This is a genomic window from Gilliamella sp. B3022 (assembly GCF_028751545.1).
In the GTDB taxonomy this organism is placed as follows: Bacteria; Pseudomonadota; Gammaproteobacteria; order Enterobacterales; family Orbaceae; genus Gilliamella.
In genome coordinates this window covers 2075212-2087761 of the sequence record NZ_CP071867.1, presented here as the reverse complement: position 1 = coordinate 2087761, position 12550 = coordinate 2075212, and the positions used below count along the sequence as shown (strand labels likewise).

The window sequence follows — 12550 nt, the reverse complement described above, 5'->3', positions numbered from 1 at the left end:
TTATTATTTTGCTTTTGTTAGTCCTACGGAGTAGTGCTTATCGAGCCAACATAATGCAACCATTGAAATCGTGGTAAAAAGTAGATAAAAAGCTGCGGCAATTAATGCCAAAAATAAAGGTTGATAAGTTGCTTCCCCTACTGTCTTAGTCGCTTTAACTAAATCAAACAACCCTAACAGTGAAACCAATGCTGTCGCCTTCAGTATAATAAGCCAGTTATTAGCCATACCAGGAAGTGCAAAACGCATCATTAAAGGAAACATCACATAACGAAATACCTGCATCTTACTCAATCCAAGTGCTACAGCTGCATCAAGTGTATTTTTTGCTACTGATTGATAAGCTCCACGAAAGGTCTCGGTAAAGTATGCACCATAGATAAAACCAAGCGTTAACGTACCCGCAATAAAAGGATTAACTTCAATGATATCCGCATTAAAAAAATCAGTAATATTATTGACCGCAAATTGCAAACCAAAAAAGATTAACATCATTAACACCAAATCAGGCACGCCTCGAATTACCGAAGTATAAGCCTGACAGATTAATCGTAAAAATTTCAATGGTGACAATTTACCAAGTGCGCAAATCGCACCAAGTAAAATAGCAACGACTAGTGAAGCAATTGACAGTCCCAGTGTGAGGAATGCCCCTTGAAAAATGAGTATACTATAGCCTTGCATCACTTATTTCTTATTATAAACATCAAAATCAAAGTATTTATCATTGATTTTTTGATAAGTTCCATCGGCTAAAATTTTAACCAGTGCGTGATTAAACGCTTCCCGAAGTTCATTGTCTTTTTTACGAAACCCTAAACCAACGCCGACATCAAAATATTTTTTATCCGTTAGCGCGTCACCAGCAAAAATAAAGCCCTTTCCTTGTGGTTGTTTTAAAAATGCATAACTTCCAGTCACTTCATCTTGCAACGCCGCATCTAATCGCCCTGCGGCCAAATCTGAAAAAACTTGTAACTGATTTTGATAAGGAACAATGGTCACACCATTTGGACGCCAAACTTCATTAGCAAAATGTTCTTGCGAAGTGCCTTGTTCAATGCCGACTCGTTTGCCTTTTAAGGATTCAATTGTTGGCATTATATTCGTGCCTTTTTTTGTTATCAGGCGTGATTGAGTCGCAAAAATTTCATCTGAAAATGCAATCTGCTTTTTACGTTTTTCTGTCATCATCAATGATGATGAAATCACATCAATCTTTCTTGATAACAGTGAAGGAATTAATGCATCAAAGTCTGTGGTTTGAAAAATACATTTTAGATTGGCTTTTTCACACAATGCTTTGGTTATTTCAATATTAAAACCCGTAATTTCCCCATTCTCATCAATGTAATCAAAGGGAGGATAAGAAGTATCAGAACCTATTTTAACTGATTTTGATAATGCCGCCTGACTGGATAGAGATAAGTTTAAAAAGACAATACAACATACTATTTTTATAAATTTGTTCATCCTCAGTACTCTTATAATTTTATTAAATAAGTAATATAACGGGTTATCCGAATTTTTAATAATAAAAAAATATTATTAACCTACAGCAAAATATAAGGATTTTCTTATAAAACTCTGTTCAATAAAGTGTCATTCTCTAGTTTTAACTCAAAACCTAATCTAATAAAAATATTAAAGCGAATTATCCTAAAAACAACCACAGCAATTTTGTAAAAAATATTTAGGTGTCTATACCGTTTCATTTTCCTTTTGTCTAATAGATAACGTTATTGACTGGTTGACATGATCAATGATGCTGTTAACTGATGGGGCATTTTGATAAGTTTTTAAAAAAGACACATAAGATTTCTAAAAAAAAGCCCCTAAAACTAATCCTACAGTGACAATTTATCACTTTGTCGGTATCATATTGGGCATTTTATTATACTCAATTAGGTTTAGTGTGAATATTCAACAATTATTAACGCAACGCGTTTCGCAAGCAATGATACTGGCTGGAGCCGACAACAACTGTGATGCTTTAATTAAGCAATCGGCTAAAGTGCAATTTGGTGATTATCAAGCTAATGGTATTATGGCAACCGCCAAAAAACTAGGTATGCCACCAAGAGCATTGGCAGAGAAAGTTTTACAGCATTTAGATATTGATGATATTGCCGATAAAGTTGAAATTGCTGGTCCGGGTTTTATTAATATTTTTCTAAAAAACAGTTGGATTGCCGAGCAGAACGAAATCGCATTAAACAGTGATAAACTCAATATTACTTTGCCTGCTAAAGCACAAACGATTGTGGTTGACTATTCAGCACCAAACGTAGCTAAAGAGATGCATGTGGGTCATTTGCGTTCTACAATTATTGGTGATGCCAGTGTGCGAGTATTATCCTTTTTAGGACATAATGTCATTCGAGCTAATCATGTCGGGGACTGGGGTACGCAGTTTGGTATGTTGATCGCTTATCTGGAAAAGATGCAAAATGAACATGCCAATGATATGGAACTGTCGGATTTAGAGTCTTTTTATCGCGCAGCGAAAAAACATTATGATGAAGATGAAGTCTTTGCTGAAAAAGCGCGTAACTATGTGGTTAAATTACAAGGTGGGGATGAGTACTGTCGTGATATGTGGCGTAAGCTTGTTGATATTACCATGACACAAAACATTGCTACGTATAAACGATTAAACGTAACATTGACCGTTGAAGATACCATGGGTGAAAGTATTTATAACAGTATGTTACCGGGTATTGTTAAGGATCTAAAACAGAAAGGATTAGCGGTTGAAAGTGAAGGCGCGATCGTCGTATTTTTAGATGAATATAAAAATAAAGAAGGCGAACCGATGGGCGTTATCATCCAAAAACGTGATGGTGGCTATCTGTATGCAACAACCGATATCGCTTGTGCTAAATACCGTTATGAAACGTTACACGCCGATCGCATTCTTTATTATACTGATTCTCGACAACATCAACATTTAGAACAAGTTTGGACGATTGTACATAAGGCTAAATATGTTCCTGAATCGTTAAAATTAGAGCACCATATGTTTGGTATGATGCTTGGTAAAGATGGTAAACCATTTAAAACACGTTCTGGCGATACCGTAAAATTAAATGACTTGCTTGATGAAGCTTGTGAGCGTGCCAGTTCACTGATTCGTAGCAAAAATCCTGAACTGTCACAAGCCGAACTTGCCCAAATCATTGATGCTGTTGCCATTGGTGCAGTTAAATATGCGGATCTTTCTAAAAACCGTACTACTGATTATGTATTTGATTGGGATAATATGTTGTCATTTGAAGGGAATACTGCGCCTTATTTACAGTATGCTTATACTCGGGTGCTATCAGTTTTTAGAAAATCTGATATTTCTGAAGACAGTTTAACCGGCAACATACGTTTGGACACGGATAAAGAACGTGCTTTAGCTACTCGTTTGATCCAATTTGATGAAACGATCACCACTGTAGCAAACGAAGGCACTCCGCATGTGCTTTGTGCTTATCTTTATGAAATTGCCACGCTATTTTCAAGTTTCTATGAAAACTGCCCTATTTTAACGGCCGAAAACGAAGACTTGAAACAAAGCCGCTTAAAGTTGGCTTCATTAACCGCTAAAACACTTAAAGTGGGTCTTGATATGTTAGGTATTAAAACCGTCGATAAGATGTAATTAAAATAGGCAATTAGCTGTAAACAGTTAAGATTATCTTGCAAAAAAACTTTATAAAAGCCGCCAGTAAAATTATATTGGTGGCTTTTTTATATTTAAACGTATAGTTAACCTCAAAGTTTTTTATAAATTAACAGGTTTTACCACACAAATTTCTAAACCCTCTACATGACGTTTAGCAAATGTAGCAAATTCAACAAAATGAGGCGTGGCATTATGTCTATCTATCGCTGCTTGAGAAGCCCATGTTTCAATGACTACATAAACATTGGGATCAGTAATACTTTGATTAAGTTCATAGTGGATGCAATCCGCTTCTTTTCGGCTTTCTTCGACAAGTTTTTTAAAAATAGGTTGAAAAGCTTCATGATACTCAGCTTTTACCGTTATTGTGGCGACAATATTTAATTGGCTCATATTAACCTCATGATCGTTAAAAAATGAAATCGGTACACAATGTATTTTTAGAGAGATAAAAACAAAAATACCCTATTTATTTGATTATTTTTTTGAGAAAGATATTTTACGACAAATCTATTTTTTTGTACGAGTAAATTTAATATTAAACAAAAAGTTAAATATTTATAATAGGATAACCTATAAAAACCCCACCTGATATTATTTTAATACTGATGATAATATCTAAAAAATAATACTTTAACCATTTCATTTATTTATATATTTTCTAAAATTTTAGGCTTGCTATTCACTTCGATTCGGTTAGAATCCTAACTGTTTTAAAAAACAAACTAGGTTAGCTTGATATGTTAAATTTAAATCAACAATATTTTCATCCACAGTTGTTGATGTTTTTAATCCTCCTTCATGGAGGATTTTTTTATCCACCATTTTCCTTACATCCCCAAAAAAAATTGAATTATAGAGGCACATTATGACCGATAATAAAAAAATGTTATCAACCAATCGAGATCAAAGTTTAAAAGCATATTTGATGAACAAAATTAAGCAAAATGGCGGTTGGGTAAATTCACATATGCATGCTGATCGTGCTTTTACCATAACGGTAGATAGCTTTGATGTGTATCAAAAACAGAGCTTAATTGAAAAGTGGGATACCTTAGATAAAGTCAAAGCATCAATGAGCGAAGAGGATTACTATCGTCATTTTAGTATGGCCGTTGAGCGTATGATTGAACAAGGTGTGACAGCTATGGGGTCATTTGTGGATATTGACCCAATTGCTGAAGAGCGTGCTATTAGAGGAGCAATTCGAGCTCGTGAAACATACAAAGACGACATTATCATTAAATTGGTCAATCAAACTCTTAAAGGTGTCATTGATAAAGAAGCTCGCTATTGGTTTGATAAAGGTGCCGATTTGGTTGATATTATAGGAGGCTTGCCTCGCCGAGATGAACGTGATCATGGTAAAGCAATGGGATTAAAGCATCTTGATGTGCTCATGCAAACAGGCAAATCAATGGGAAAAATGGTGCATGTCCACGTAGATCAATTTAATTCATCGGACGAAATCGAAACCGAACAGCTTACGGATAAAACCTTAGAACATGGCATGCATGGTCGTGTTGTTGCCATTCACAGTATTTCAATCACAGCGCACAGCTTAGAATATCGTCAAAAACTGTATCAAAAAATGAAAGAAGCAAAAATGATGGTTATTGCTTGTCCATTTGCATGGATTGATAGTCCTCGCCGTGAAGAACAAGGTCCAACCCGTAACTCTCTCACACCTGTTGATGAACTTGCCGAAGCAGGAATTCCTGTTGCTATTGGTACCGACAATATTAGCGATTATATGTTGCCATTTTCAACAGGTAATATGTGGGAAGAACTAAAACTGCTTGTTACTGGCTGCCGTTATACCGATCTGGATAATGTTGTAAATGTTGCCACCAGAAATGGACGAATGGTGTTAGGACTGGAATAATAAACCAGCTGATATAAATAAGAATCTCACCTACAATAATTAAACCATGGTGAGATTTTTCTCATGATCATCTTATTTTAAAAAGCCTTTTTCTAAACATTGGATTCCTGCATTAAGCAGGTTATCACTTATACACTAGATGCAATAATAAGATAAAAACAACTTCACTCTACTCAACATCATGATTCGATAAATAATTATGCAATAACGGATGAAGCGGCTTACAAACTGATACAAGAAAATAGAATAAGTGCTTACTATCCCACCATAACTTGTCTACACGATTTATTACTTTTATTCTGCATTCTCCGCAGCTTTAATCCAATTTATACAGTTATGAACAAATCAAAGCAAAGTGCATTTTTCATTATTGAATGAGCCATATTTTAAGATAATGATCGGTAGAATTAAGATTTTAAGATATTTGCGTAATGATGCAATTCACTCAGAAAACAAAGACTAAATTGTCCATTACGAACCTCAAGATGCTTCTTATCAGGTTCAATTGCTTGTTTATTGTTATCACTTTATTTTCCAACTCATTGATAGAAAATTGAAAAATAACATTTTTAACATTAATCGCTATTTTCATTGGGTGTCTACCTCAATACCAATTATGTATTGAGGTGATAGATAACACTATTTTCGAGTAGGTTTTTTAGCCGTAGCACGGCGTGGTGGTTTGGAAAAATTATTCAATTTAACACGCTTTGGTCTAACAATTTTTTTGTCCGATGAGGTAGCAGTTTTAGTAAAACTTTTCACTTCTGCCGGTAAGCCGACAAGCTCACGTAAATAGTTAACAGAATCAATGCCGAGCTCCATCCATGTACCACGCGATAATCCTTTTGGTAAATTAATATTGCCATAACGAATACGTAGTAAACGGCTGACTTGTACCTCGATCGCTTCCCACATTCTGCGTACTTCTCGATTACGACCTTCGGTTATAACAACATTAAACCATTGGTTGAGTCCGTCACCACCCTGAGCTTTAATTGACTTAAATGAGGCGGGACCGTCTTCAAGCTGAACACCTTTACGTAATTGATGAATTTGCTGATCGGTAATATGACCAAATACTCGCACCGCATATTCACGTTCGATTTCATGTCTTGGATGCATTAATCGGTTAGCAAGCTCACCATCTGTGGTAAATAATAACAGGCCAGAAGTATTGATATCCAAACGACCAATATTGATCCAACGAGCATTTTTTAAACGAGGTAATCGTTCAAATACCGTCGCACGACCTTGAGGATCGTTACGCGAACAAATTTCCCCCTCAGGTTTATAATAAGCCAGGACTCGGCAGACTTCTTTTTCTTTACTTCTAAGTTGAACTAAATGCCCATTGATACGAATTTTAGGGTTAGCGCTAACATCAACACGATCGCCTAAATTAGCGATTTTACCATCAACGCTGATCTTCCCTGCTGCTATCATGGCTTCAATCTCACGACGTGAACCATTGCCTAAATTTGCTAATACTTTCTGTAATTTTTCAGTATTGTCTTTAATATTTTTCATAACCAGTTCTCGCTACCTTCACAGGTATCATATTTGTTTAACTTTTAGTGAAAACTTATATCAAAATCGATATGATTCTTTGATATAGTCAGTAAATATTGTAGGTTAAATCGTAAGTTTCTCAATTTTTAACAAACAATAAAAATAAATTCTTCATATTATTACTTGGATCTTTTAGTGACGTCTATTTTTCTGAAGTTTTTTATTTTTGAAATTAAGCTGTTTGCGGTTTAATCACGTAGTATTATTTTCTTCAAATTGTTTAGAATAATAAGTCCACAAAATCCAATCAGACTCAATAAAGTCCCCAAAAGCGCCTAAAACGGTAGGAGCTCAAAGCGCATTAAAGTCAGACATTGTAGCATACTTAAAATGATAAAGAACGTTTACTTGTTCACTCAATAAAAAGCATTACCATTTGATTCTGGCAATGAAGTAAACAACGCGCTTTTTATGCTTTTTGTTCCCCCCAAAAAACAATAGGATAATAAAAATTATGCCGATTAATTGGTTATAGTCATAGAAATATTTAAAAAATGAAATCGGCAATATCACTGTTTACATAATTAAATTAGGAAATAACACGAAATTGTTCATAAACGATATAAAATTGGATAAATACTATACCTATCCGTTAAACCTATTAACATAATCGGTTGATTAGTCAGGATATTGCTCTCTCATTTTAAATAAATGGGCTGATATCACCACTGCCTTGACGAATAATATCGGGATAGTCATGGGTTAAATCGATAACGGTTGTCGGTTGCGCACCAATGTATCCACCATGCACAATGGCATCAAGCTGATGACCAATTTTATCTTCGATCTCTTCAGGATCAGACTGTGCTTCATCCTCATTAGGTAAAATTAATGTGGTTGTCATTAATGGTTGTCCCAATAATTCCAGCAATGCTAAATCAATTTTATTATCAGGAATACGCAAACCAATGGTTTTACGTTTTTCATTCATTAATCGGCGCGGAACTTCTTTGCTGGCTGGTAAAATAAAAACATATTTACCGGGAGTATTATTTTTTAATAGTCGAAAAGTTGTGTTATCAACAAATGCATAAGATGAAAGTTCAGAAAGATCACGACACATTAAGGTGAAGTTATGATATTTATCAAGCTGGCGAATTTGGCAAATCCGATCCACACCATACTTGTTATCCAGCAAGCAGCCTAGTGAATAACCTGAATCTGTCGGAAAGGCAATGACGCCTCCATCATTTAAAATTTTGACAACTTGATCTAATAATCTTGTTTGTGGATTATCTGGATGAATATAAAAAGTTTGGCTCATAGTTTTCTTCTATTATTCGTGTTATCGTTAAATGTTATGTTTAATATCGTCATTCCAATCATGCCAGATAGGTGTCACACTGGCAGGTAAAGGGGTGGTTTTACCTAAATCAAGATAATTAACCAGATCGTGAAAATCGGAACCTTGTGATGCCAATAATCCAAATTCATTAGCTAATTTCGCCAATCGTTGTAAATCATCTTGCGTTTGTCTGCTTTGTGATACTTCCATGGCATTACCGCCATATTCTTTAAATTCAGCAATCAATGTTTTTAATTTTGTTAACGTTAAATCATAACGGCTAGGATGAGCAAGTACTGCTTGCCCACCTGCTGCATGAATGGCATGCACCGCTTGAACAATACTACAACATTTTGCAGGCACATAGGCATAACCACTTTTGCCTAAATATTTTTTAAAGGCGTGTTTAATATCTTTAGCATGACCATGAGCAACTAAAAAACGTGCGAAGTGAGCTCGTGATACAATATCACCTTTCGAAAATTGTTGTGCTTGTTGATACGCATTATTAATACTGACTTTCGCTAATTTTTGGTCAATGCAAATTGCTCTATCAATTCGCTTTTGTTCTTGGGTGGATAGCAAGTCAAGTAACAATGAGTTTTCAATATCGACATTCAATCCAACAATATGAATTTCATTATTCTTCCATATTGTTGATACTTCAACACCATAAATTAATTTAACGGGTAAACTTTCACGTTCTATCGTATTTTTGGCTTCTAATAGACCTTTGATAGTATCGTGATCGGTAATGGCTAACATACTGATATGATTATCAGCCGCTCTTTTGACCAGTTCACTGGGTGTCAATGTACCGTCTGACGCAGTTGTATGCGAATGTAAATCAACGATCACTTTTTTTCTCGAAAATTATTTTTAAACGTGTAATATACCACACAAATTGCATGACCACTAAAAGGTAAATTATGAAAGATCAAATTATGCTTGCCCAACAAGATACCAACGCGATTATTGAAGAACTGTTAGAAGATGGTAGCGATCCTCATGCGCTTTATATTATTGAACATCATATTTCATCCCAAAATTTTGATCAGCTTGAAAAAGTCGCTGTAGAGGCCTATAAATTAGGTTATGAAGCTACCGATCCTGACGAAGACGTAGACGAGGTGGGCAACGTTGTTATCGGTTTTGATATTGTTGCTGAAAGTCCACTTAATGCAGAATCAATTAATGCCCAAATAGCAGAAATAATCACATTAACATATCAATTCGGTGTCAACTATGATGGTTGGGGAACTTATTTTGAAGATGGCAGCGATGATTTTCATGAAGATGATGATCTCGAAACGCTTCATTAATACGATTAATGATATTATTTAACCTATTTATTGTTTCGAAGCTATTTACCTCTTTTGGACTTTTCTTCTTTTCACTTTTATTCTTATCCGCTAAATGACGGATAAGAATAGTGAGTGATAGGAATTTATTTCACAATTTCAATGCGACTTGTCCTTTGTTGATTTGGCGATACACTACGAATAAAGACACTTTCCCCTTTCTTAATGGAAGTGGGACCTCGATAACGCAACCATTGATCGCCTTTATCAATTGAATATTCAATACTTAAACCAGGGAAAACAATATTTGCCATCAATTTACCATTTTCAATTTTTGCTCCAGGGATAGGTAGACGATAATCAACCAAAGCCGCATCTAATTTAGCTAATTCTCGTTGTCCTAATAAATTGGCAAATTGGTTCCAATCATCAAAAAGTTTCTGCTGATCAACATAATGGGTTTCACCTAGTTGGAATTGGCGATCTTTTTGATAATTTGTTTCCCAATCGGCTTTATGCCATGCGCGTTCTGCAACACTGAGTAATCGAGGATAGGTCATATACGCCATTTTCTCATCTGTACGAATATTTTCAGTCCATATTTGAGCTGATAATCCATATGCACCTGGCCAATCCATTGTACCTTTCGCTGCAAAAGCATCCCCGTTACGATCAAAAGAAGTTTCAGCATTTTGTGGCAAGTTATCTGGCGCAAAACTGAAGATTTTGCGTTCGTCATTAAATCGAGCAGCCCAATAATAACCGCTTTCTTTTGGATTAACTTCGTAAGGCATATCTAAATAGACATAATCAGGATTAGACACAATAACTTTATAGCCCTTATTGGCAAATTCATTCACTGAATCATACCCGCCCCAATATAAGTTATCCCAGAAATTGACAATCACTTCATCAGTGGCAAAAGCGTTGGCATCGGTAGCAAATTTTACACCATCTTGCCAAACTTGCATGCGATTAATCCCATTTTTTTTAATGATTTTACTTACTTCGACGGCAAAATAGCTTGGTAAATGTTCAAAATTCTCAACTACGCCAGTTTTGACAAAGGTTTGGCAAGCTTGTGATTTTGCCCATGGGTGATCTTCAACACTTTGATCGATTAACCCTTTACCATCCTCTTTTTGAGCGGCGTTGATATCTTGGTAGCCATTACCGAAATGAATGTTTTTTGCTTCATCACCACCAAAATGCCAGGTTGTAATAGGTTGTTCAGCTTCAACATGCATTTTAGCGATTTCACTAATGACTTTATTAACAAATTTTTTTGAAGACTCCAAACATGGGTTGAGATAACTTTGTCGATTATAAAATTGTACCGTTGTTGTATTGGATGTATCGGTTGGATCAATTAATCGATATTCGTTAGCTTGTTGTTCTTGTCCTTTATCCATTAGGTGTTGATATCTCACTTCCATCGATTTAATAGCGGCTCTAGCATGAGCGGGCATATCGATTTCTGGGATGACTTCAATAAATCGAGCTTTTGCGTATTTTACTATCTCAATATAATCAGCTCGAGTAAAGTATCCACTGCCGCTATTATTGCTATTTGGACCCGATCCAAGTTGTGGCAATAAGCACTTTTTCTCACTCAAATCATGACAGCGTTTACTACCAAAATTGGTGAGTTCAGGTAAACCTGGAATTTCAATTCGCCAACCTTCATCATCACTCAAATGGAAATGAAATTTATTCATTTTATATTTTGACATTGTATCAAGTAGCTGTAATACCGCTTCTTTACTTTTGAAATTTCGACCGGTATCTAACATCATTCCTCGATATTCAAAACGCGGGGCATCTTCAGCTGAAAGTACAGGAATAACATGAGGATTATCGGCATGTAATACAGATAATATCGATTCTACGCCATAAAAAATGCCACTTTGGTCAAAAGCTAAAATGGTGGCCCCTTCAGGAGTGATATCTAACTTATAACTCCCTTTTACGCCTTTTTCAAATGCACTTTTATCAATTGAAGCCTTAATGTTAAAGCCTTTAGGACTAACAGGGATGTTTAATATTTTAAAATGTTCATTTAATACCGCTTCGCTCTCTTTTGCTAAGCCATTAAGAACTAAATTAACGCCATTTTCATTGAGTGTAACCATTTCCTTACCAACAGTAAGTTTGGATGGGGTCGGCAAAATCTGCCCTTTTAACAAGTCGGCATTAATAAGTTGCATCTCTTTGTTATGTTGATAACGATTTTCAGGCGTCATTAAAATATTATGATCATTGGGGGATATTTTCCATTGTTTGCCTAAAGGTTCAACAAATGCCGATAGATTATCGGAATCGGTATCCGTATTAACAATCATTTTGGGTTCAGCATTTGATGAGGTGACATACCATCTAGGCATCACATCACTTTCACTGATTTGCCAATATTCCCCAATGATGGGTATTTTCACAATAGCTTTCTCGGGAATTCCTTTGAATTTTTTAGTAGGTTCAAGCTTATGCAAATCACCTGTTATATGGGTAATTTTAAATTGATCATGATTGACGGCTAATATCATGCGAATATTGTGAAAATAGATTGCCCAATCTTTGTCAGTTATCGCAGGACCCGTATTTTTAAGCGTTAAAGTTACTTTGTTACAAGATGCCCAATCTGCCCCCAATGCAGCACAATCTACACCATGATTGACAGCATTATTATCAACTATATGATAATTTAGTCGCAATTGTGAACTCATGGTATCCACAATTTTTTGTGAAGCGCTAACTGATTGTGCAGCTCCCATACTGAATAATGATGCTATCGATGTAGCAATAATAGCTGATTTAAATTTTATCATGACAATTAC

10 protein-coding genes are annotated in these 12550 nt (G+C 35.5%); 3 read left to right on the top strand and 7 right to left on the bottom strand.

From position 1 onward, the window contains the following. Positions 1-3: 3 nt before the first annotated feature. Together J4T76_RS09365 and J4T76_RS09360 are read right to left on the bottom strand one after the other, a co-directional pair. Positions 4-687, bottom strand: coding sequence for an ABC transporter permease (locus J4T76_RS09365; RefSeq protein WP_416380226.1), 684 nt, complete (start codon positions 685-687; stop codon positions 4-6). After that, positions 688-1473: a lysine/arginine/ornithine ABC transporter substrate-binding protein gene (locus J4T76_RS09360; RefSeq protein WP_267341399.1), complete on the bottom strand. Its 786-nt coding sequence runs from the start codon at positions 1471-1473 to the stop codon at positions 688-690. It lies immediately after the preceding gene. Positions 1474-1915: 442 nt separating this feature from the next. Between J4T76_RS09360 and argS the strand changes: the two genes are divergently transcribed. After that, positions 1916-3649, top strand: coding sequence for an arginine--tRNA ligase (argS, locus tag J4T76_RS09355; protein WP_267355911.1), 1734 nt, complete (start codon positions 1916-1918; stop codon positions 3647-3649). 123 nt (positions 3650-3772) lie between these two features. Here argS and J4T76_RS09350 read toward each other — a convergent pair whose 3' ends face one another. Then, on the bottom strand, positions 3773-4066 hold the full coding sequence (locus J4T76_RS09350) for a putative quinol monooxygenase (RefSeq protein ID WP_267341403.1): 294 nt from the start codon (positions 4064-4066) through the stop codon (positions 3773-3775). A 475-nt stretch (positions 4067-4541) separates the two neighbouring features. Here J4T76_RS09350 and J4T76_RS09345 point away from each other — a divergent pair, with 475 nt between their 5' ends. Next, positions 4542-5558, top strand: a complete 1017-nt coding sequence (locus tag J4T76_RS09345; RefSeq protein WP_267341404.1) for an amidohydrolase family protein — start codon at positions 4542-4544, stop codon at positions 5556-5558. A gap of 639 nt (positions 5559-6197) precedes the next feature. Here J4T76_RS09345 and rluB read toward each other — a convergent pair. The 3 genes from rluB to rnm form a co-directional block, all read right to left on the bottom strand. After that, entirely contained in the window at positions 6198-7088 is an 891-nt protein-coding gene (gene rluB, locus J4T76_RS09340; RefSeq protein WP_267341405.1) for a 23S rRNA pseudouridine(2605) synthase RluB, read from the bottom strand. A 685-nt stretch (positions 7089-7773) separates the two neighbouring features. Then, the gene (locus J4T76_RS09335; protein WP_267341406.1) at positions 7774-8394 is read right to left on the bottom strand and encodes an L-threonylcarbamoyladenylate synthase; all 621 of its coding nucleotides are present in this window, start codon (positions 8392-8394) and stop codon (positions 7774-7776) included. A gap of 27 nt (positions 8395-8421) precedes the next feature. After that, positions 8422-9273 (bottom strand): RNase RNM, encoded by an 852-nt coding sequence (rnm, locus tag J4T76_RS09330; RefSeq protein ID WP_267341408.1) that lies wholly within the window; start codon positions 9271-9273, stop codon positions 8422-8424. 71 nt (positions 9274-9344) lie between these two features. On the opposite strand from rnm, the gene rraB reads away from it, so the two are divergent. Beyond that, positions 9345-9737 carry a ribonuclease E inhibitor RraB gene (rraB, locus tag J4T76_RS09325; protein WP_267355914.1) on the top strand — a complete coding sequence of 131 codons (393 nt, stop codon included), beginning with the start codon at positions 9345-9347 and terminating at the stop codon, positions 9735-9737. A gap of 125 nt (positions 9738-9862) precedes the next feature. On the opposite strand, the gene J4T76_RS09320 is transcribed toward rraB, so the two are convergent. After that, positions 9863-12541, bottom strand: a complete 2679-nt coding sequence (locus J4T76_RS09320) for a beta-N-acetylhexosaminidase (RefSeq protein ID WP_267355276.1) — start codon at positions 12539-12541, stop codon at positions 9863-9865. Positions 12542-12550 lie beyond the last annotated feature (9 nt).